19 protein-coding genes are annotated in these 20,597 nt (G+C 40.0%); 17 read left to right on the top strand and 2 right to left on the bottom strand.

Annotated features, from left to right (window positions below; genetic code table 11):
- Window positions 1-362: 362 nt before the first annotated feature.
- Window positions 363-6,485 carry a Cna B-type domain-containing protein gene (locus FOA33_RS05840; protein WP_221160956.1) on the top strand — a complete coding sequence of 2,041 codons (6,123 nt, stop codon included), beginning with the start codon at window positions 363-365 and terminating at the stop codon, window positions 6,483-6,485.
- A 134-nt stretch (window positions 6,486-6,619) separates the two neighbouring features.
- Here FOA33_RS05840 and FOA33_RS05835 read toward each other — a convergent pair whose 3' ends face one another.
- Window positions 6,620-6,979: a DUF3397 domain-containing protein gene (locus FOA33_RS05835; RefSeq protein WP_221160955.1), complete on the bottom strand. Its 360-nt coding sequence runs from the start codon at window positions 6,977-6,979 to the stop codon at window positions 6,620-6,622.
- A 91-nt stretch (window positions 6,980-7,070) separates the two neighbouring features.
- Here FOA33_RS05835 and mnmL point away from each other — a divergent pair, with 91 nt between their 5' ends.
- The 5 genes from mnmL to FOA33_RS05810 are packed head-to-tail and all read left to right on the top strand — an operon-like array spanning window position 7,071 to window position 11,771.
- On the top strand, window positions 7,071-8,027 hold the full coding sequence (gene mnmL, locus FOA33_RS05830; RefSeq protein ID WP_038805487.1) for a tRNA modification radical SAM protein MnmL/YtqA: 957 nt from the start codon (window positions 7,071-7,073) through the stop codon (window positions 8,025-8,027).
- A complete protein-coding gene (gene mnmM / locus FOA33_RS05825; protein ID WP_221160954.1) occupies window positions 8,011-8,568 on the top strand; it encodes a tRNA 5-(aminomethyl)-2-thiouridylate-methyltransferase MnmM in 558 nt (185 codons plus the stop codon). Before mnmL ends, mnmM begins: the two co-directional genes overlap by 17 nt.
- The gene (locus tag FOA33_RS05820) at window positions 8,561-8,815 is read left to right on the top strand and encodes a hypothetical protein (protein WP_221160953.1); all 255 of its coding nucleotides are present in this window, start codon (window positions 8,561-8,563) and stop codon (window positions 8,813-8,815) included. The genes mnmM and FOA33_RS05820 overlap by 8 nt, the downstream gene beginning before the upstream one ends.
- An 11-nt stretch (window positions 8,816-8,826) precedes the next feature.
- Complete coding sequence (locus tag FOA33_RS05815) at window positions 8,827-10,881, top strand: cation:proton antiporter (protein WP_221160952.1); 2,055 nt, start codon at window positions 8,827-8,829, stop codon at window positions 10,879-10,881.
- Between the two features lie 29 nt (window positions 10,882-10,910).
- Window positions 10,911-11,771, top strand: a complete 861-nt coding sequence (locus FOA33_RS05810) for a YihY/virulence factor BrkB family protein (RefSeq protein WP_221160951.1) — start codon at window positions 10,911-10,913, stop codon at window positions 11,769-11,771.
- Window positions 11,772-11,810: 39 nt separating this feature from the next.
- On the opposite strand, the gene queA is transcribed toward FOA33_RS05810, so the two are convergent.
- Window positions 11,811-12,839, bottom strand: a complete 1,029-nt coding sequence (gene queA / locus FOA33_RS05805) for a tRNA preQ1(34) S-adenosylmethionine ribosyltransferase-isomerase QueA (RefSeq protein ID WP_221160950.1) — start codon at window positions 12,837-12,839, stop codon at window positions 11,811-11,813.
- Window positions 12,840-12,988: 149 nt separating this feature from the next.
- On the opposite strand from queA, the gene FOA33_RS05800 reads away from it, so the two are divergent.
- The 11 genes from FOA33_RS05800 to FOA33_RS05750 all read left to right on the top strand — a co-directional run bounded on the left by FOA33_RS05800 (window position 12,989) and on the right by FOA33_RS05750 (window position 20,588).
- Window positions 12,989-13,696 (top strand): glucosamine-6-phosphate deaminase, encoded by a 708-nt coding sequence (locus tag FOA33_RS05800; RefSeq protein ID WP_000864599.1) that lies wholly within the window; start codon window positions 12,989-12,991, stop codon window positions 13,694-13,696.
- Between the two features lie 103 nt (window positions 13,697-13,799).
- Window positions 13,800-14,417 carry a class I SAM-dependent methyltransferase gene (locus FOA33_RS05795; RefSeq protein WP_221160949.1) on the top strand — a complete coding sequence of 206 codons (618 nt, stop codon included), beginning with the start codon at window positions 13,800-13,802 and terminating at the stop codon, window positions 14,415-14,417.
- A gap of 13 nt (window positions 14,418-14,430) precedes the next feature.
- On the top strand, window positions 14,431-15,051 hold the full coding sequence (locus FOA33_RS05790) for a Type 1 glutamine amidotransferase-like domain-containing protein (protein ID WP_221160948.1): 621 nt from the start codon (window positions 14,431-14,433) through the stop codon (window positions 15,049-15,051).
- 117 nt (window positions 15,052-15,168) lie between these two features.
- Complete coding sequence (locus tag FOA33_RS05785; RefSeq protein ID WP_221160947.1) at window positions 15,169-15,726, top strand: hypothetical protein; 558 nt, start codon at window positions 15,169-15,171, stop codon at window positions 15,724-15,726.
- A 93-nt stretch (window positions 15,727-15,819) separates the two neighbouring features.
- Window positions 15,820-15,996, top strand: coding sequence for a 30S ribosomal protein S21 (gene rpsU, locus FOA33_RS05780; protein WP_000048054.1), 177 nt, complete (start codon window positions 15,820-15,822; stop codon window positions 15,994-15,996).
- Between the two features lie 131 nt (window positions 15,997-16,127).
- Complete coding sequence (hprK, locus tag FOA33_RS05775; RefSeq protein WP_000115137.1) at window positions 16,128-17,063, top strand: HPr(Ser) kinase/phosphatase; 936 nt, start codon at window positions 16,128-16,130, stop codon at window positions 17,061-17,063.
- Window positions 17,056-17,844 carry a prolipoprotein diacylglyceryl transferase gene (gene lgt, locus FOA33_RS05770; RefSeq protein ID WP_007520316.1) on the top strand — a complete coding sequence of 263 codons (789 nt, stop codon included), beginning with the start codon at window positions 17,056-17,058 and terminating at the stop codon, window positions 17,842-17,844. The genes hprK and lgt overlap by 8 nt, the downstream gene beginning before the upstream one ends.
- Window positions 17,845-18,228 (top strand): DUF948 domain-containing protein, encoded by a 384-nt coding sequence (locus tag FOA33_RS05765; protein WP_221160946.1) that lies wholly within the window; start codon window positions 17,845-17,847, stop codon window positions 18,226-18,228.
- A gap of 15 nt (window positions 18,229-18,243) precedes the next feature.
- Complete coding sequence (locus FOA33_RS05760; protein WP_000517391.1) at window positions 18,244-18,642, top strand: YtxH domain-containing protein; 399 nt, start codon at window positions 18,244-18,246, stop codon at window positions 18,640-18,642.
- 73 nt (window positions 18,643-18,715) lie between these two features.
- Window positions 18,716-19,846: a radical SAM family heme chaperone HemW gene (gene hemW, locus FOA33_RS05755; protein ID WP_221160945.1), complete on the top strand. Its 1,131-nt coding sequence runs from the start codon at window positions 18,716-18,718 to the stop codon at window positions 19,844-19,846.
- A 4-nt stretch (window positions 19,847-19,850) separates the two neighbouring features.
- On the top strand, window positions 19,851-20,588 hold the full coding sequence (locus FOA33_RS05750) for an acyl-[acyl-carrier-protein] thioesterase (protein ID WP_221160944.1): 738 nt from the start codon (window positions 19,851-19,853) through the stop codon (window positions 20,586-20,588).
- Window positions 20,589-20,597 lie beyond the last annotated feature (9 nt).

Below are 20,597 nucleotides of genomic sequence, written 5' to 3'. Positions count from 1 at the left end.
TTTAATATATTTCCAATATATTAAATCTTATAACAGCATATAGATTAATAAATTGGCTATATTTAGTTTTATGAATAAAGGGACATTATTTATTGAAGGATAGTAGAAATATCAAAGGAATGAATTCTTTAAAGTTGACATTTCGTAAATAAATTCTTTAGTAATGAAATAAATCAATTAAAATATATATGATATAATAAACCTGATAAGTTCTATTATATTATGTGCTGTAAGTGAATATAATTTTATCAAGAATAGAGCATGGTGTTATTATGGATACGTCACTATATTGTGGAGGTGTTGTGTACGTAGAATTGAATACTTAATTTTTTATCGATATACAAATAGAAAGGTTGGTCATAATGGATAAGATAAAAAAATATCTCGGTTTTCTAGTATTCCCTCTTTTACTCTTGATGATGCTTTTCCCGGTGGGTGAAGCACAGGCAGCAACTGATATCACGAGTAAAGTCAAAATAGATGACTTGAAGATTACTATAGCATCCACAGGAAGCGAGACTGAAGGAATTCATGGTTCAAATGATACTTCGATGAAATTGAAATATTCGGGTAAATTCTCATTTCCCAATGTGGCGGCTAATGAAATCAAGGATGGTGATTACTTCATCGTAAAGGCTCCAGATAACTTGAGTTTGACGGATGGTAGTTTGGATTTGATTGATTCGACGTCAAATATCAAAATGGGGACTGTTCAAGTGGATAATGCTAACCATCGGCTGGTATTTACCTTCAATGACAAGGTGAAGGACAAGCAAAATATCCGTGGGGACTTTGTTGCAGAAGCAACTGAAACACTCCAAAAAGAGGGGAAAACGGTTACCTATGTTTTACCAGGTGGTAAAAAACAGACCATCACGTATAAAGTAAATAAATATCAACAGACTGACGTGATAGGAGAAACCATTACAAAGTACGGTTATAACGATACCAATAAGGCGAGAGCACATTTTCAGATGAAGATTAATCGCGCTAAGAAAGATATGACTGGACATGTGGTGAAGATTACAGATGACGTTTCAAAGGGAGCCTTTGCTAACTATGTGGAAGGTACTTTCTACATGCATGAAGCGGAATTCGAAACGACGAATACGAATTCATCTGCTCTTAAGCATTTAGGTGATGAATACGAAATCACAACCGATCCGGAGGTATACAAGGCTAACTCAGACAAAAAAGCTTTGTTGACCTTTGTCAACGGGAAACGAGGATTTGAGTTGCTCATGCCGACCAATATGGGAACAAAGAGCTTTTTCTTAACGTATGATACGTCCTCACCAGCAGATACTTCAACGATAAGTAACTCAGCTCAGTACTTGATTGATAACCAACCACAGCTTATTTGGGAACAATACGGAGGTAGTATTGGAACCAGAACAGAAGCAACGTTTAATTTAAAGACGGTTAAATCTGTAGGGGCGTCAGTCACAGCTGATATTGCTGGTAAGATCAAAATCACAAAATACGATGAAGCGGATGCAGATGTTAAGTTGGCAGGCGTTGTCTTTGAGATCCTACGAAAAAGTGATAGAGTTAAAGTTCAGGAAATAACAACGGATGCGAACGGAGTTGCTCTTTCAGAATCTCTTGTTGATGGTGACTATATTGTTAAAGAAAAAACTCCTAAATCAGGTTATCTGGCAATCAGCAAAGAGTTTGAAGTGGAGTTGAAAGCTGGGAAGGGTGTTCCCCTCAACATCTCCAACAAACGTGAGACAGTTGACTTTGAAGCAACAAAGACTTGGGTAGGTGGTAAGAAAACTGATTACAAAGAAGTCAAACTTGGCTTGTATGTCCATAAAAAAGGACAAACTGTTGCGGACTCCAAACCTGTTTCAGGAAATTATACACCTGAAGTGACAGAGTCCAATGGTGTTTATACTTACAAGTGGAAAAATCAACTACCTAAGTATGATGTTGATGGAACTACAGAGTTAGTCTATTCTGTTCGCGAACTTGAAGACCAGACTAATCTTCCTTTGGCTGAAACAGAAACAGTTGCAGGTGGAACAAGTGATTATGTCGTATCTTACAACGAAGATAAGACAAAAATTACTAATACCTATAAACCAGCAAAAATTAGCGTGACTGCTAAGAAAGTTTGGACTGGTGGTAAGGAAACAGTTCGTCCAACAGTTTACTTCAAATTGTACCGTACGCCAGAAGGTGGAGCGATTGAAGAAGTAGCTGGTGCTGCCCAAAAAGAAGTTCCCAAAACAGATGGAACTGTAGAATGGACAGACCTTCCTGCGACAGATGAGCACGGCGTGAAGTACACTTACAGTGTGATGGAAGTTGATGATGAAGGCAATCTTGTCACTACTGTAGATGGTTATACGGCTAATCAAACAGCTGATTTGACTGTTACAAACACCTATGGTACTTCACCAACTAAGGCTGATATTGAAGTCAAAAAAGAATTAACGGGTGGTCGTCCAACACCTCTTCAAAACGAAGAATTTGAATTTATCTTGAAAGGCAAAAATGGTCAAGAAGTTCAAAGAGCTAAGAACGATGCAGCTGGTCGTGTAGTCTTCAAAGATATTCCTTTTGATAAAGCGGGTGAATACGAATTTACTGTTGTTGAAGTGAATGCTGGTCAAACCATCGATGGTGTGACTTATGATGGTAGAACAGTACCAGTCACAGTAAGTGTAACAGATGATGGAAAAGGTAAACTGGTTGCGACAGTATTGTATCATCCTATTACTGCTGTGGCACTTCCGTCGGCTAACTTGGCCTCTTCAGCACCTAGTTCTAATCTTGTACCACCACTTACTGGTGCAGTGAATAGAGCTACTGATGCTGGAATTCAGACATTCAAAAATACCTATAAAGCAACTAATGCTAAGGCCGTTCTTGAAGTAACTAAGCAGTTGACTGGTCGTACGACAGGAGCTCAAGAAAATGAGTTCGAATTTACGTTGACAGACCAAGTTGGTAACGTTGAAACTAAGAGAAATGATGCAGATGGAAAAGTTAAGTTTCATGAATTGACCTTCGATGAAGTAGGTACTTATACTTACACTATCAAGGAAGTAAAAGCTGGTACAACTGAAAATGGTATTACCTACGATTCTAAGACAGTCACAGCTAAAGTAACTGTAACAGATGACGGTCATGGTAAACTGACTGCAGTTGTTGATTACAGCAGTGATGGTACAGCTAATAGCACAACCTTCACCAATACTTACAACCCTGCAAAAGTCAAAGCTCCAGTTTCTGCAACTAAATCATTTATCAATAAGAACACCAATACTCCAATGCCGCTCAAAGGTGGCGAGTTTGTCTTCGCCTTGCTAAATCACGAAGGTGATCCCGTAGAAAAAACTACAAATGATGCAGATGGAAACATCAAGTTTAAGGATTTAGAATTCGAGAAAGCTGGTACTTACCAGTATACAATCTACGAACACAAAGCTGGTCAAATCGAGAATGGTATCACTTATTCTAATAAGACTGTGGAAGTGACTATCGAAGTAACAGATGACGGTCATGGTGCTTTGAAAGCAACTGTTTCTTATGACAACGATGAAAGACACTTCGAAAATACTTACAAAGCTGCAAATGCTAAAGCAAATCTCGAAGTGACTAAGAAATTGACAGGTCGTGGGTTGAAAGCTGACGAATTTGAGTTCACTTTGACAGACCAAGACGGTAATGTGAAAGAAACCGTGAAGAATGACAAAGACGGAAACGTTAAGTTCTCAGAATTGGAATTCGACAAAGCAGGCACTTATACTTATAAGATTGCTGAAAAAGCGGGTACTGCTACAGGTATCCAGTACGATACTAAAACCATCACAGCTACAGTAACTGTAGCGGATAATGGTAAAGGTGTCCTTGAAGCAACTGTTACTTACGACGGTGAAAAAGCATTCGAGAACACTTACACTCCAGCAGGGGCTACAAGTGTAACTCTTGGAGCTAAGAAAGTTCTTGAAGGAAAAGCTCTTGAAGCTGGTAAATACAGCTTCGAATTGAAGAAAGAAGACGGTAGTGTTGTCGAAACAGTTACAAACGCTGCTGATGGAACTGTAACCTTCTCACCAATCTCATATGATGAGAGCCAAGTGGGAACTCACAAGTACACCATCTCAGAAGTTGCTGGATCTGAAGCAGGAATTACTTACGATAAGACCGTTCAAGAAGTTGAAGTAACGGTTGAAAAGGTAAGCGCAACTGAATTGAAAGCAACTGTTTCGAAAGAAGCAAAAGATCTTGTATTTACAAACAAGTACACTCCAGCAGGAGCAACAACTGTAACTCTTGGAGCGAAGAAAGTTCTTGAAGGTAAAACACTTGAAGCAGGTAAATACAGCTTTGAATTGAAGAAAGAAGACGGTAGTGTTGTCGAAACAGTGACAAACGCCGCAGACGGCACAGTGACTTTCTCACCAATCTCATATGATGAGAGCCAAGTAGGAACTCACAAGTACACCATCTCAGAAGTTGCTGGATCTGAAACAGGCATCACTTATGATAAGACAGTTCAAGAAGTTGAAGTTAAAGTTGAAAAAGTAAGTGCAACTGAATTGAAAGCAACGGCTTCAAAAGAAGTAAAAGATCTAGTCTTCACTAACAAGTACACTCCAGCGAAAACTTCAGTTTCTGTGAAGAAAGCATGGGATGATAAGGACAACCAAGATGGTAAACGTCCAGCGTCTGTCACAGTTAAATTGCTTGCAGACGGTCAAGATACAGGTAAGACACTTGAGCTCAATGCCGCAAACGGTTGGGCTGGAAGCTTCACAGACCTTGATGCTGATAAAGGTGGCACACCTATCCAGTACACAGTAGTAGAAGTAACTGTTCCTGGTTACACTTCTAAGGTTACTGGTGACGCTGCATCAGGATTCACTATCACAAATAGCTATTCTCCAGAAACAGTTGATGTAAAAGCAACTAAGAACTGGGATGACGCTAACAACCAAGACGGCAAACGTCCAACCAAGATTACAATCAATCTTTTAGCAGACGGTCAGAAAGTTGATTCGAAAGAAGTTCAAGCAGCCACAGATGGAACTTGGACTGTCGAATTCACGAAATTAGCAAAATATAAAGCTGGTAAAGAAATCAAATACACTGTAACAGAAGAAGCCGTAGCAGAATACGAATCAACTATTACAGACTTTACCATCACAAACAAATATGCACCAAAAGAAATCGACTACAAAGTAACAAAAGTATGGAACGATGCGAACAACCAAGACGGCAAACGTCCTGAGTCAGTAACCGTTCAACTTTTTAAATCTGTAGATGGATCTAAACCAGTAGCCGTTGAAGGTAAGAAATTAACCTTGACAGCTAAGGATAAGACGGACGCTAACACTTGGGTAGCATCCTTTACAAAACTTCCACAATACGAAGCTGGTAAAGAAATCACTTACTCTATCAAGGAAGTAGACGTACCAGCTGGTTATGAAGCTTCTGTAACTGGTCAAGTGGTAACTAACACCCATAATCCAGATACAGTTATCCTTTCAGGAACTAAGGTGTGGGATGACAACAACAACCAAGACGGCAAACGTACAACATCTGTAAAAGTTCAAATTCTTAAAAACGATAAAGAAGTCGTTCAAGAAATTGAAGTATCAGAAGCAACTGGTTGGAAGTTCGAATCAAAAGCACTTCCTAAGTATGAGAATGGTAAACTAATCGAGTACAAAGTCAAAGAAGTGGTTGTGAAAGGATATACTTCAACAATCACAACAGAAAAAGAAGGTAAGTACACCATTACCAATGAATATACACCAGAAAAAATTGCTGTAAGTGGGCAAAAGACTTGGATTGATAATAACGACCAAGATCGAATCCGTCCAGCATCTATTACAGTGAAGCTACTTGCGAATGGTAAAGAAACTGGCCAAGAAGCTACAGCCACAGCGGAAACAGGTTGGAAGTATGAATTTACTAATCTGGACCGTTACCAAAATGGTAAGCCAATCGAGTACACAGTCAAAGAAGTTGGTGTTCCTACAGGTTACACAGCTACTGAAACTGGTATGAATGTGACCAACACCCATACGCCAGAAAAAGCGTCTGTAAAAGGTAAGAAGATCTGGAAAGGTGATGAAAACCATAAAGACGCTCGTCCAGCATCTATTACAGTTAAACTATTTGCCAATGGTAAAGATACTGGTAAAACTGCAATAGCTTCAGAAGCAAGTGGTTGGACTTATGAGTTTACAGACCTTGATCGTTACAAAGACGGTCAAGAAATCAAGTACTCTGTAGCAGAAGTTCCGGTTAAAGGTTACACATCTAAAGTAGAAGACTTCAATATCACAAATACATACATTCCAGAAAAACCAACACCAGGTAAACCAAATGAACCAGGTAAACCAGGACAAAAACCTCAACTTCCTAACACTGGTGAAAAAGCATCTAATGTAGCAGTAGTTGCAGGACTTGCTTTGATGGCAGTGACTGGTGGATTGTACTTTGTAAGCCGTAAAAATAAATAATCTAGCGTGAGAAAGATAGTTTCCATTTATTTTTCTTAGGTTCAATCTGTGATAAAAAGGCCAGAGGATTCCTCTGGTCCTTTTTAGATATAGGAGTAAAAGAAAGACCCAGCATTTAAATACTGGGTTGGTAATTATTTTACCATCATCAATTCGACAATCATCTCGATATACATGACCAGGGTTAATAAGAATCCTGCACGCCAGAAGAATTTGATGAATTTAGGGTAATAAAAACTTCGTTTTTTGACAAGGAAAAAGATTACAAGGAGGATTGCTAGGAGAGAAAGTGCGACACCAAGTCGCGGTAGAAAGTTGTGGGTAAAGGCTTTAGCAGTAATCAGATAGTACTCAAATACCAAAAGTGGAAAAGCTAGATCCGCGAAATTAAATCCTATTTTTCTAAGTCCGAAAAGCTTGGTGACAATAAAGCAAACCACCAAGGTTAATATCAATAATAAAATAGATGCTATTTTCATTAAAATCATACCCATATTGTATCATAAAAAAACGCTAAAGGAAATGAGAAACAAGGGAATTTGTTGGAAAGTCAGGCTTTTGAGATTGTGGGTGTTTTTTGCTATAATGAAAGTTATGAAATCTTATAATACCTTGAATGATTATTATCGAAAACTTTTTGGAGAAAAGACTTTCAAAGTTCCTATTGATGCGGGATTTGACTGTCCCAATCGGGATGGAACTGTGGCGCATGGGGGTTGTACTTTTTGTACAGTTTCTGGTTCTGGAGATGCTATCGTGGCACCGGATGCTCCTATCCGCGAGCAATTTTATAAGGAAATTGATTTTATGCACCGCAAATGGCCAGATGTTAAAAAATATCTAGTTTATTTCCAAAACTTTACCAACACCCATGAAAAGGTGGAAGTGATTCGGGAGCGATATGAGCAGGCTATCAACGAGCCAGGTGTAGTAGGAATCAATATTGGAACGCGGCCAGACTGTCTGCCAGACGAAACCATCGAATATTTGGCTGAGTTATCGGAACGCATGCATGTGACGGTAGAATTGGGCTTGCAGACCACCTTTGAAGCAACATCTGACCTGATTAACCGTGCCCATTCTTATGAATTGTATGTGGAAACAGTCAAACGCTTGAGGAAATATCCCAAAATTGAGATTGTTTCCCATTTGATCAATGGTTTGCCCGGTGAGACTCATGAGATGATGATTGAAAATGTCCGTCGCTGTGTTACGGATAATGATATTCAAGGAATTAAACTGCACTTGCTTCACCTCATGACCAATACACGGATGCAGCGAGATTACCACGAAGGACGCTTGCAACTGATGAGTCAGGATGAGTATGTCAAGGTCATCTGTGACCAGTTGGAAATCATTCCCAAGCATATCGTCATCCATCGGATTACGGGAGATGCACCGAGAGATATGTTGATAGGTCCCATGTGGAGCCTTAATAAATGGGAAGTGCTAAATGCTATTGAAACTGAGATGCGACGCCGCGGAAGTGTGCAAGGCTGCAAGGCTGTAAAACAGGAGTTTAAAAATGAAAAGACCACTTGAGATGGCACATGATTTTTTGGCGGAAGTTGTGACAAAAGAGGATATCGTAGTGGATGCGACCATGGGAAATGGCCACGATACCCTTTTTTTAGCCAAGTTAGCCAAGCAAGTCTATGCCTTTGATATCCAAGAGCAGGCTTTGGAGAAAACCCAAGAGCGTTTGGATCAGGCTGGAATGACAAATGCCCAGTTAATCTTGCAAGGTCATGAGACACTTGATCAATTTGTTACAGAAGCTAAGGCAGGGATTTTTAATCTAGGTTATCTGCCTTCTGCTGACAAATCCGTTATCACTCAACCTCAGACTACTATCGAAGCCTTAGAAAAGCTTTGCCATTTGCTTGTCAAAGGAGGACGGATTGCCATTATGATCTACTATGGTCATGAGGGAGGAGACAGCGAGAGGGATGCTGTGTTGGATTTTGTTAGCCAGTTGAACCAACAAGAGTATACAGCTGCCATTTATCGCACTCTCAACCAAGTTAATAATCCACCGTTTTTAGTTATGATTGAAAAATTAGAAAGGTACAGACATGGATAAACAATACCTTCGTAAGAAGCTTGAGGCAATGCGCCAAAATTTTGTCGAGTCAACGCATCACGAGCGAGCAGTCGGGGTGCTCGACGAAGCACATATGAGCAAGAAAATGCTTAAAATCAAGAAAAAATTAGTGTCTCTTGAAATGGAACGGTGCCAGAAAAAAATTGAGCACAAAGACTGTTCTAAGATTGATCAGAAAATCCAAGAGCAAAAGGAGATTTTTGAATCTTGTTGTAAAAAAGATTAAGGAGGAATTGTGTGGAATTACTCATTTACTTGATTCTATTTTTATTTGTCTTAATCATTTCAACTACGACCAATAAACTTCTCCCTTTTTTGCCCCTTCCTCTTGTGCAAATCCTTTTGGGGATTGGGATTGGCTTATTTGTTCCTGATGCGGACTTTCATCTCAATACAGAGCTGTTTCTGGCCATGGTTATTGGTCCCTTACTTTTTCGGGAGGCAGAAGAAGCGGATATTACGTCCATTTTGAAGCACTGGCGGATTGTTGTCTTTCTAATTTTTCCTGTGATTTTTATCTCGACCTTAAGCTTGGGTGGCATGGCTCACTTCCTTTGGATGACTCTTCCTTTGGCTGCCTGTTTAGCAGTTGGAGCGGCACTTGGGCCAACAGATTTGGTTGCCTTCGCATCTCTTTCTGAACGTTTTCGTTTTCCCAAACGGGTTTCTAATATTCTAAAAGGGGAAGGACTCTTAAATGACGCTTCTGGTTTGGTTGCCTTTCAGATGGCTCTGGCTGCTTGGACAACAGGAACCTTTTCTTTCAGCCAAGCTGGAACTTCCCTAGCACTTTCTATCCTTGGTGGTTTTGTAGTCGGTTTTGTGACGGCTATGGTCAATCGTTTCTTGCATAGCTTTTTACTGAGTGTGCGAGCGATAGATATAGCCAGTGAACTATTGCTAGAGCTAAGTTTGCCACTCATGACCTTTTTCATCGCAGAAGAGTTTCATGTTTCAGGGATTATTGCAGTAGTGGTTGCAGGTATTTTGAAGGCCAGTCGCTTTAAGAAGATTACGCTCCTTGAGGCTCAAGTTGACACCGTGACGGAGACCGTCTGGCACACCGTGACCTTTATGCTAAATGGATCAGTCTTTGTTCTCTTGGGAATGGAGTTAGAATTGATAGCGGAGCCGATTTTGTCTAATTCTCTCTACAATCCCCTTCTTTTACTGATTTCAGTTGTCGTTCTGACCTTCTTGCTTTTTGCGATCCGCTTTGTCATGATTGCTGTTTTTTACTTTGTGAGAACGCGTCGACTTAAGAAAAAAATTCATAAGTACATGAAGGATATGCTTCTTTTGACCTTCTCTGGTGTCAAAGGGACAGTATCTATCGCGACCATTCTCCTCATACCAAGTCATTTGGAGCAGGAATATCCTCTGTTACTCTTCCTTGTAGCAGGCGTTACACTATTGAGCTTTTTAACGGGTTTACTGGTTCTCCCTCACTTATCTGAGGAACAAGAGGAAAGCAAGGATCATTTGATGCATATTGCGATTTTGAATGATGTAGCTGCAGAATTAGAAAAAGAGCTGGACCATCACAAGAACAAACTTCCTCTTTATGCAGCTATTGATAATTATCATGGTCGGATTGAAAACCTCATCCTTAGTCAGGAAAATAAGAGAGTCCAAGAGGACTGGGAGTCCCTCAAGCTTCTTATCTTGAGTATTGAGAGTGATGGTTTGGAGCAAGCCTATGAAGAAAACAGAATCAGTGAGCGTGGCTATCGAGTTTACCAACGTTACCTAAAAAACATGGAGCAGAGTATCAATCGGAATTTCGCTTCTAGAGTGACTTATTACTTCCTAGTTTCCTTACGGATACTGCGCTTTCTACTCCATGAAATGTTTACCTTTGGCAAAACTTTCCGTAGTTGGATGAATGAAGAATCTCGTAAACTATTAGCAGTTGACTATGATCAGATTTCAGAGTTGTATTTGGAAAATACAGAGTTGATTATCGAGAGTTTGGAAAACCTCAAAGGGGTTTACAAGAGTTCTCTGATTAGCTTTATGCAAGAGTCTCGTCTACGCGAGACGGCCATTATCGGAAGTGGTGCTTTTGTTGAGCGGGTTATCAATCGCATCAAGCCAAACAATATCGATGAAATGCTACGAGGCTACTATCTCGAACGTAAGGCAATCTTTGAATATGAAGAAGCTAAACTGATAACAGCCAAGTATGCCAAAAAACTACGCCAAAATGTGAATAATTTAGAAAATTATTCTCTGAAAGAAGCCGCAAATACTTTACCTTATGATATGCTAGATTTAATCAGAAGAACTTAGATGATGAAAAAAATGACGGAGGATGGGATATGAAAAAGTGGTGGAAGGAGCTATTGGATAAGCCCTTATTGAAAGCTTTTTTGCATTATTATCAAGCATCTGATAGTGAGTTGACCAGTGTTGCGGTTGCCTACTATTGGTTGATTTCAATCTTTCCTTTGCTAATGATAATGGTCAATATTTTGCCTTATTTTCAGATTCCGGTTTCAAATTTCTTACTGACGATCAAGGAATTTTTACCTGATACGGTATATGATGTGGTCGCCAAGATTGTCCGAGAAGTTCTGACTCAACCATCAACTGGTTTGCTGAGTTTTGCCGTTTTATCTGCACTCTGGACCTTTTCAAAATCAATGGATTTCCTCCAAAAAGCTTTTAACAAAGCCTATGGGGTGACCAAAAGTCGAGGGATTATCTCCCATCAGTTGATGAGTTTGCTTGTTAGCCTCGGCTTGCAGATTCTTTTTGCCCTAGCCTTGTTTTTGAGTATGTTTGGTCGTATGTTGCTCAACCTCCTTAAAACTTATTGGCAATCAGATAGTCCGCTATTTTCCTACCTGCAGGATTTTACAGGCCCTCTAGTCTATGCCTTGATCTTTGCCATTCTAGTCATGATTTACTATTTCCTTCCAAAAGTAAAAACACCACGAATTCGCTATGTTTTACCAGGAAGTATCTTTGTCTTGCTAACTCTTATCGGTTTATTGAATATCTTTTCTGTATATTTTAATAACTATGTCAATCACCTAGTGGATGTCCGATTTTTCAGTTCCATCATCGTGGTAGTCATGATGTTCTGGTTTATTCTTATTGCTAAGATTTTGATTATCGGAGCAGTTATCAATGCCAGTGTTCAAAGCTTGAAAGATCCAAAGTTTGGTATGGAATAATTAGAAAAATCCCTATTAGGTTTCCTAATAGGGATTTTCTTAATAGATAAACATGGCATCTCCAAAACTGAAGAAGCGGTAGCGTTCTTGGATAGCGTGCTGGTATGCATCTAAGACTAATTCACGGCCTGCAAAGGCAGAAACCAACATGACGAGAGTTGATTTTGGCAGATGGAAGTTGGTTGAAAAGGCATCCACAACCTTCCATTCGTAACCAGGTTTGATAAAGATATTGGTCCAGCCAGAATCAGCCTGGATTTGCCCATCAAACTTGGAACCGATGGTTTCCAGTGTGCGGATCGAAGTAGTTCCAACAGCGATGATACGGCCTCCATCTTCCTTAACAGAGCGAAGGGTGGCAGCTGCTTCCTCAGAAAGTTGGTAGAATTCGGAGTGCATTTCATGTTCATCCAGATTGTCCACAGAAACAGGTCTAAAAGTTCCTAAACCAACGTGGAGAGTCAAATAAACCAAATGGACACCCTTGGCTTGGATTTCTGCTAGCAGTTCTTTGGTGAAGTGGAGACCAGCAGTTGGTGCAGCAGCAGAGCCACTTTCTTTAGCGTAGACCGTTTGATAGCGTTCACGGTCATCTAGTTTTTTGTGGATGTAGGGCGGTAGTGGCATTTCACCGAGACTTTCCAAGACTTCTAGAAAAATTCCTTGGTATTCAAAGCGGACAATGCGGCCCCCGTGGGTCAATTCTTCCGTGACGACAGCGCTGAGGCGACCATCACCAAAGTTGACACGAGTCCCGACCTTGAGGCGTTTGGCAGGTTTGGCGAGAACCTCCCACTCATCTCCACTGGTATTTTTGAGTAGGAGAAGCTCCACATGCCCTCCAGTTTCTTCCTTTTGACCATAGAGGCGGGCAGGGAGAACACGGGTGTCATTCATGACAAGGGCGTCTCCAGGTTCCAGCATGTCGATAATAGAGTGGAAGTGTTTATCCTGCATTTCTCCCGTTTCACGATTAACGATAAGGAGTTTGGAGGCATCTCGTTTTTCAAGGGGCGTTTGGGCAATTAATTCCTCTGGTAAGTGGAAATCAAAATCAGCTGTATTCATTTTTTCATCATTCTTTCTAAGTTCTAATCTTATCCATTATAACATGTTTCAAGTTTGGGCGCTCTTTTTTTAGAAATTAAATCGTTTTCACTTGACAAAAATTGGTCTATACCATATAATAAATATGGATTAAAACGGAGGATGAAAAGATGAAAGTTATTAAAGTTGAAAATCAAGTCGAAGGTGGAAAAGTAGCTTTTGAGATTTTGAAGGAAAAATTGGCCAATGGTGCTCAAACATTAGGACTTGCGACAGGAAGCAGCCCGCTTGAGTTTTACAAGGAAATCGTTGAGAGTGACCTTGATTTTTCAAATCTAACCAGTGTAAACCTTGATGAGTATGTGGGACTTGACGGAGACAATCCTCAGTCTTACCGTCATTTTATGCAAGAACACTTATTCAACCAAAAACCATTTAAAGAAAGCTTCTTACCTCGTGGAATTAAGGACAATGCTGAGGCTGAAGTTGAACGCTATAACCAAATTTTGGCTGACCATCCAGTTGATTTGCAAATCTTGGGAATCGGCCGCAATGGACATATCGGCTTTAATGAGCCAGGAACTGCCTTTGATAGCCAGACACACCTTGTAGACCTAGACCAGTCTACAATCGAAGCCAATGCTCGCTTCTTTGACAAGATTGAAGATGTTCCAACTCAAGCCATCTCAATGGGGATTAAAAACATCTTGGATGCCAAGTCAATTATTCTCTTTGCTTACGGTGAGTCGAAAGCAGAGGCCATTGCTGGCACAGTATCAGGCCCAGTGACTGAGAACCTTCCAGCAAGTAGCCTACAAAACCACCCTGATGTGACTATTATTGCAGATGCTGAAGCGCTCAGCTTGCTTGAAAAGTAAAATGACAAGAACCACTTGCTCTTTGGAGTGAGTGGCTTTTTACTTCAAATGTTCACTATCCTGCTAAAGTGGTATAATATAGCTATACGGGGAGGCTCGAACTTTGATTTATATAATCGTTTTTATTTGTTTTTTACTTTTAATGTTTCTGTTTAGTCGCTTAATTCAGCAATCAAAGAGTCCTTCGGGCTTTCTAGGAAAACGAATGATGAAATTGTGGAATCGAGCCTATCTCCCCATGTTTGTATGGGCAATTCGTCATCTGGATAGGACATTTTACCCTGTAATCTTAGATGTAGGAGTTGGGAATGGTCGTTCAACCATCCTGCTAAAAGAAACTTTTCCGCAAAGTACCATAACTGGAATCGATATTTCAGATACTGCAATAGCTCAAGCCAAACAGGTAGAGATGACTAATCTAAATTTTGAACGAAGAGACGTTAGGGAGACAGGCTTTTCTGATGAAAGTGTTGATTTAATCACAGCCTTTCAAACTCATTTTCATTGGCGGGACCTAGAGGCTTCTTTTATGGAACTTCGAAGAATACTCAAATCAGGCGGGATGCTCTTACTGGCTTGTGAATATAACAAGTTGTCTTACTTTTTACCAGAGGTCCAAAGCGAAGAAGCATTTAGACGATTCTTGTTATCAGTAGGATTTGAGCTCGTAACTAGTCAAAGAAAGGGATCATGGATCCTTTATAAAATTGTTAAACATTAATGGAGGTACAATCATGAAACAATTATTTTTATGTTCATATTTTGCTGGAGTCAAAAAGCTTTTTAGCGATTATGCAAAGGAAAAGAATCTAGAAAATAAGGTTTTATTTATTCCTACCGCTGGGAACAAAGAGGATTATACTGCCTATATCGATGAGGCTCAGCAAACATTCAAAGATTTAGGATTTGAGATAGAGGTTCTAGATATTGCTTCTTGTGATCGAGAAACTGCACAGGCAAAGATTTTCCAAAGCAAGATTCTTTATATCTCAGGCGGGAATACCTTTTATTTATTGCAAGAATTAAAGAAAAAGCAACTCCTATCTCTCATCAAAGAGCAAATAAGAGATGGGTTGGTCTATGTGGGAGAATCAGCAGGGGCTATCATTACAGCCAAGGATATTGACTACAATAAACTCATGGACGACAAGACGGTAGCGACAGAGTTATCTGATACAGCGGGATTGGATGAAGTGGATTTTTACATCCTTCCACATTATGGTGAGGAGCCTTTTACTGATAGTAGCAAGAAGACCTTTGAAACCTATAAAAATCAGCTTGAATTGCGACCACTTCATAACCACCAAGCAATTATCGTTAACGATGAGCAAATAGATATCTTGACAATAGAATAAAAGCGTGGTTGGAAGAACGGTAATATTTTACCAATAAAACGATTAGCGGTTGATAATTCACTTAGTGGGAATCTGCCATGGATAGATTAATTTTATGAATTCAAGAAGGGAAAAGTTATGAAAATAAAAACGTTAGATAAAATAGGTGGGGTTATCTTCTTGTTTCTAACGATTGCGATCATTGTCGTTTTTTTATCAGATATGAGCTTCTTTGAGTGGGCGTTTACTAGACACCAGAATACTCTGAGTTGGTATATTCGCCCTCTCTTTATTATTCCAATTGTAATGGGAGCTTATAAAAAATCCTATAGCCTGATTTTCTTTTCTATATTTTGCCTATTTACTAGCATGTTTTGGTTTCCAAAGCCGGAAATAGTTGATGTAAAAGTAATTGAGTTTTTGAATTTTGAGAAGACTTATTTTACGAGCGGATGGAGTATTGAAAAAGTTATCATTCTGGCGACGATTCTAGCATTTTTTACGGCGATTATATCCTTAACATGGAGTAGACGTTGGTATGGATTATTAGCAACGGTAGTGATCGGAGCATTTCTGAAGGTTGCCCACAGTCTTTTATTTAGTGGAGGAAGTGGCATATCGATTGTGAAACCAGCTGTTTTGGGCTTGATTCTCTGTATCTTAGTGATTTACTTCATCTTCAAAAGAAGAAAGTAAAAATAATAGAAGTTTATGGTTGCTTTTCTCTTGACAATTATTCACTTTGTGTGTAGAATGGAATAGATCTTGAACTTGAAGGGAGTGAAAAAAATGTCTAAAACAGTAGTACGTAAGAATGAATCTCTTGACGATGCACTTCGTCGTTTCAAACGTGCGGTTACTAAAGCTGGTACTCTTCAAGAAACACGCAAACGTGAATTCTATGAAAAACCTTCTGTAAAACGTAAACGTAAATCAGAAGCAGCTCGTAAACGTAAAAAATTCTAATTTGAAATGAAAGGCTAGACTTGTCTAGCCTTTTTTCTTTCCAAATAAATACTGTAAATCCTGCAAAAAAAGGAAACTTCCTACCACAATTTGATATAATAGTAGGGAGAACTCGATTGAAGGAGGAAATTATGTCGGTTTTAGTAAAAGAAGTCATTGAAAAGCTCAGATTAGACATTGTTTATGGTGAAGGCGATTTACTTGAAAAAGAAATCAATACTGCAGATATTTCTCGACCAGGTCTTGAAATGACGGGCTATTTTGATTACTATACTCCGGAGCGGCTTCAACTGTTGGGAATGAAGGAATGGTCCTATTTAGTCTCCATGTCTTCTCACAACCGTTATAAGGTGTTGACTAAGATGTTTCAACCAGAAACACCAGTGGTTATTGTTGCGCGTGGTTTAGTAGTTCCAGAAGAAATGTTGAAAGCTGCCAGGGAATGTAAGATTGCGATTTTAACCAGTCGAACAGCTACTAGTCGCCTATCAGGAGAATTATCTAGCTATTTGGATTCTCGTTTGGCAGAACGGACCAGTGTTCATGGTGTCTTGATGGACATTTATGGCATGGGTGTCTTGATCCAAGGGGATAGCGGTATCGGTAAGAGTGAAACTGGTCTGGAACTTGTGAAACGTGGACACCGTTTGGTGGCAGATGATCGTGTAGATATCTTTGCAAAAGACGAAATGACCCTTTGGGGAGAGCCAGCTGAAATTTTGAGGCATTTACTTGAAATCCGTGGAGTGGGGATTATTGATGTGATGAGTCTCTACGGAGCAAGTGCAGTTAAGGATTCTTCACAAGTTCAACTAGCAGTTTATTTGGAAAACTATGATACGCATAAGACCTTCGATCGCTTAGGAAATAATGCTGAAGAAATCGAGATTTCTGGTGTAGCCATTCCACGTATCCGCATCCCAGTAAAAACAGGACGCAATATTTCTGTTGTTATTGAGGCGGCTGCCATGAACTACCGTGCTAAAGAAATGGGCTTTGATGCGACACGTTTATTTGAAGAACGCTTGACAAGTCTGATCGCTCAAAATGAGGTGAAAAATGATTAATCCAGTCGCATTTGAAATCGGTCCTTTTTCTATTCGTTGGTATGCTTTGTGTATTGTGGCTGGTTTGATTTTGGCAGTCTACCTTGCCATGAAGGAAGCTCCTAAAAAGAAAATCCTGTCAGATGATATTTTGGATTTCATCCTGATTGCTTTTCCAGTTGCGATTTTAGGTGCTAGACTATACTATGTACTCTTTCGCTTAGATTATTATCTGCAAAATCCAGGTGAAATCATTGCCATCTGGAATGGTGGTTTGGCCATTTATGGAGGTTTGATAGCAGGGGCTATTGTCCTTTATATCTTTGCAGATAGAAAGCTGATTAATACTTGGGATTTCTTAGATATTGCAGCACCGAGCGTCATGGTTGCCCAAAGTTTAGGACGCTGGGGGAACTTCTTTAACCAAGAAGCCTACGGTGCAGCGGTAGATAGTCTGGATTATTTGCCAGGCTTTATCCGTGACCAGATGTACATTGATGGTAGCTACCGTCAGCCGACCTTCCTATATGAGTCGGTTTGGAATCTAATTGGATTTGCTTTGATTCTGATTTTTAGACGAAAATTAAAGGGAATCAGGCGTGGTCATATCACTGCTTTCTACTTGATTTGGTATGGCTTTGGTCGTATGATTATCGAAGGCATGCGGACGGATAGTCTCATGTTCTTTGGTCTACGAGTTTCGCAATGGTTATCAGTTGTCCTTATCGGACTTGGTATTTTTATCATACTTTATCAAAATCGAAAGAAAGCCCCTTTCTATCATACAGAGGAGGAAAACTAAATGTTAGAAGTTGCATATATACTTGTTGCGATTGCTTTGATTGTCTGTTTAGTCTATTTGACAATCACGATTCAAAAAGCAGGTCGTATGATTGATGAGACAGAGAAGACCATCAAAACGTTGAGCTCAGATGTGAACGTTACCTTGCATCAGACCAATGAATTGTTGGTTAAGGTCAATGTGTTAGCAGACGATATTAATGTCAAAGTTGCGACGATTGATCCACTCTTTACGGCGGTGGCGGACTTGTCTGAGTCAGTATCTGATCTCAACCAACATGCACGTGTTTTAGGTAAAAAGGCTTCATCTGCTGGTTCAAAGACCATTAAAACAGGTGCAAGCTTGTCCGCTCTTCGTTTCGCAAGTAAATTTTTCAAAAAATAAAAAAGGAGAAATCTTATGGGAAAACTATCCTCTATCCTTTTAGGAACAGTTTCAGGTGCAGCTCTTGCTTTGTTTTTGACGAGTGACAAGGGCAAGCAAGTTTGTAGTCAAGCTCAGGATTTTCTAGATGATTTGAGAGAAGATCCAGAATATGCTAGAGAGCAGGTTTGTGAAAAACTAACAGAAGTGAAGGAACAGGCAACTGACTTTGTGCTGAAAACAAAGGAACAAGTAGAATCTGGTGAAATCACTTTTGATAGTGTCCTTGACCAAGCTAAAAACTGTGCTCGACAAGCGACAGAAGCGTCAAAGGAAACCTTTAACAATCTCAAGGAGCAGTGGCAAGAACAGTCAACAACTCCAGACGTTGCTGAAGACCAAGAAGAAATCATCATCGATATTACTGAAGTATAATGCATCACCATCTCTGGTTTTTGGAGATGGTGATTTTTATCTGCAAGCCTGTCTTTGTGGTATAATAAGTACTATGCAGAAAAAACCAACTTCCGCCTACGTGCATATTCCCTTTTGCACACAGATTTGTTATTATTGTGACTTTTCAAAGGTCTTTATCAAGAATCAACCAGTAGATAGTTACCTGGAGCATCTGCTAGAGGAGTTTCGTTCTTATGATATCCAAAAGTTACGAACTCTCTACATTGGAGGTGGGACGCCAACGGCTTTGTCCGCTTCGCAATTAGGAGTGCTCTTGGATGGCTTGACCCAAAACCTGGACTTGTCAGTCTTGGAAGAGTTGACGATTGAAGCCAATCCAGGAGACTTGGACGCAGATAAGATTGCGGTTTTGAAACAGTCGCCAGTCAATCGTGTTTCTTTAGGTGTGCAGACTTTTGATGACAAAATGCTGAAAAAGATTGGGCGTAGTCACTTGGAGAAGGATATTTATGAAAATATCGACCGCCTAAAACTGGCTGGTTTTGACAATATCTCCATCGACTTGATTTACGCTCTACCTAGTCAAACTATAGCTCAGGTCAAGGACAATGTAGCTAAGGCTATCTCGCTTGATATTCCTCATATGAGTCTTTATAGCTTGATTTTGGAGAATCATACGGTCTTTATGAACCGCATGCGACGTGGGAAATTGCCCCTACCCAAGGAGGAACTGGAAGCGGAGATGTTTGAGTACATCATCGCAGAACTGGAGCGAGCTGGTTTTGAGCATTATGAGATTTCCAATTTCTCTAAACCCGGATTTGAAAGTCGCCACAATCTCATGTACTGGGATAATGCCGAGTATTATGGTATCGGTGCGGGTGCTTCAGGTTATGTGAATGGGGTGCGTTATAAAAATCATGGTCCTATCCGCCACTATCTCAATGCGGTAGAGGCAGGAAATGCTCGGATTACAGAAGAACACCTGAGTCAAAGGGAGCAGATGGAAGAAGAAATGTTCCTAGGTCTCCGCAAGAAATCTGGTGTTTCCATGGCGCGATTTGAGGAAAAATTCGGACGTTCCTTTGATGGACTATATGGAGAAATCATCAGAGACTTGGTTCAACAAGGTCTCATGAAGATCGATGGTGACCGTGTCCGAATGACAAAGAGAGGTCTCTTTTTAGGAGACACTGTAGCAGAACGATTTATTTTGGAGTAGAACAATGGGCTTAACTTATCAAATGAAAATGAAAATTCCTTTTGATATGGCGGACATGAATGGTCATATCAAACTTCCAGATGTGATTTTGCTGTCCTTGCAAGTATCCGGTATGCAGTCGATTGAGCTGGGAGTTAGCGACAAGGATATGTTAGAACGTTACAATCTGGTCTGGATTATTACAGATTATGCGATTGACGTGGTTCGCTTGCCTCGCTTTGCTGAGGAGATTACGATTGAAACAGAAGCATTGACTTACAATCGTCTTTTTTGCTACCGCCGTTTTACTATCTATGATGAAGTAGGTCAAGAAATCATTCGCATGTTAGCGACCTTTGTTCTGATGGACCGAGACAGTCGGAAAGTTCATGCTGTCGAACCGGAGATTGTTGCTCCTTATCAGTCCGAGTTTGATAAAAAACTCATCCGTGGGCCAAAGTATGCTAACCTAGAAGACCCAATCAGCAAAGACTACCATGTTCGTTTTTACGACTTGGATATGAATGGTCATGTCAATAATAGCAAATACCTAGATTGGATTTTTGAGGTTATGGGAGCAGACTTTTTGACCAAGTATATTCCAAAGAAAATCAATCTCAAATATGTAAAAGAAGTGCGACCAGGTGGCATGATTGCTTCAGCTTATGAACTCAAGGGACTAGAAAGCAAGCATGAGATTATCAGTGATGGCGAGATTAATGCCCAAGCTATGATTACTTGGCAAGAAATTGAAGGCAATTAGAAAGGACGA

Origin of the sequence: Streptococcus cristatus (genome assembly GCF_019685515.1) — a bacterium.
In the GTDB taxonomy this organism is placed as follows: domain Bacteria; phylum Bacillota; class Bacilli; order Lactobacillales; family Streptococcaceae; genus Streptococcus.
The sequence above is the reverse complement of the archived record's forward strand: the minus strand, read 5'-3'. Positions and strand labels throughout refer to the sequence as shown.

Coding starts and splice junctions, on each gene's coding strand:
- FOA33_RS05840 (WP_221160956.1), top strand. CDS start 363: ATGGATAAGATAAAAAAATATCTCGGTTTTCTAGTATTCCCTCTTTTA.
- FOA33_RS05835 (WP_221160955.1), bottom strand. CDS start 6,979: ATGGGTATGATTTTAATGAAAATAGCATCTATTTTATTATTGATATTA.
- mnmL (WP_038805487.1), top strand. CDS start 7,071: ATGAAAGTTATGAAATCTTATAATACCTTGAATGATTATTATCGAAAA.
- mnmM (WP_221160954.1), top strand. CDS start 8,011: ATGAAAAGACCACTTGAGATGGCACATGATTTTTTGGCGGAAGTTGTG.
- FOA33_RS05820 (WP_221160953.1), top strand. CDS start 8,561: ATGGATAAACAATACCTTCGTAAGAAGCTTGAGGCAATGCGCCAAAAT.
- FOA33_RS05810 (WP_221160951.1), top strand. CDS start 10,911: ATGAAAAAGTGGTGGAAGGAGCTATTGGATAAGCCCTTATTGAAAGCT.
- queA (WP_221160950.1), bottom strand. CDS start 12,839: ATGAATACAGCTGATTTTGATTTCCACTTACCAGAGGAATTAATTGCC.
- FOA33_RS05800 (WP_000864599.1), top strand. CDS start 12,989: ATGAAAGTTATTAAAGTTGAAAATCAAGTCGAAGGTGGAAAAGTAGCT.
- FOA33_RS05790 (WP_221160948.1), top strand. CDS start 14,431: ATGAAACAATTATTTTTATGTTCATATTTTGCTGGAGTCAAAAAGCTT.
- FOA33_RS05785 (WP_221160947.1), top strand. CDS start 15,169: ATGAAAATAAAAACGTTAGATAAAATAGGTGGGGTTATCTTCTTGTTT.
- rpsU (WP_000048054.1), top strand. CDS start 15,820: ATGTCTAAAACAGTAGTACGTAAGAATGAATCTCTTGACGATGCACTT.
- hprK (WP_000115137.1), top strand. CDS start 16,128: ATGTCGGTTTTAGTAAAAGAAGTCATTGAAAAGCTCAGATTAGACATT.
- lgt (WP_007520316.1), top strand. CDS start 17,056: ATGATTAATCCAGTCGCATTTGAAATCGGTCCTTTTTCTATTCGTTGG.
- FOA33_RS05765 (WP_221160946.1), top strand. CDS start 17,845: ATGTTAGAAGTTGCATATATACTTGTTGCGATTGCTTTGATTGTCTGT.
- FOA33_RS05760 (WP_000517391.1), top strand. CDS start 18,244: ATGGGAAAACTATCCTCTATCCTTTTAGGAACAGTTTCAGGTGCAGCT.
- hemW (WP_221160945.1), top strand. CDS start 18,716: ATGCAGAAAAAACCAACTTCCGCCTACGTGCATATTCCCTTTTGCACA.
- FOA33_RS05750 (WP_221160944.1), top strand. CDS start 19,851: ATGGGCTTAACTTATCAAATGAAAATGAAAATTCCTTTTGATATGGCG.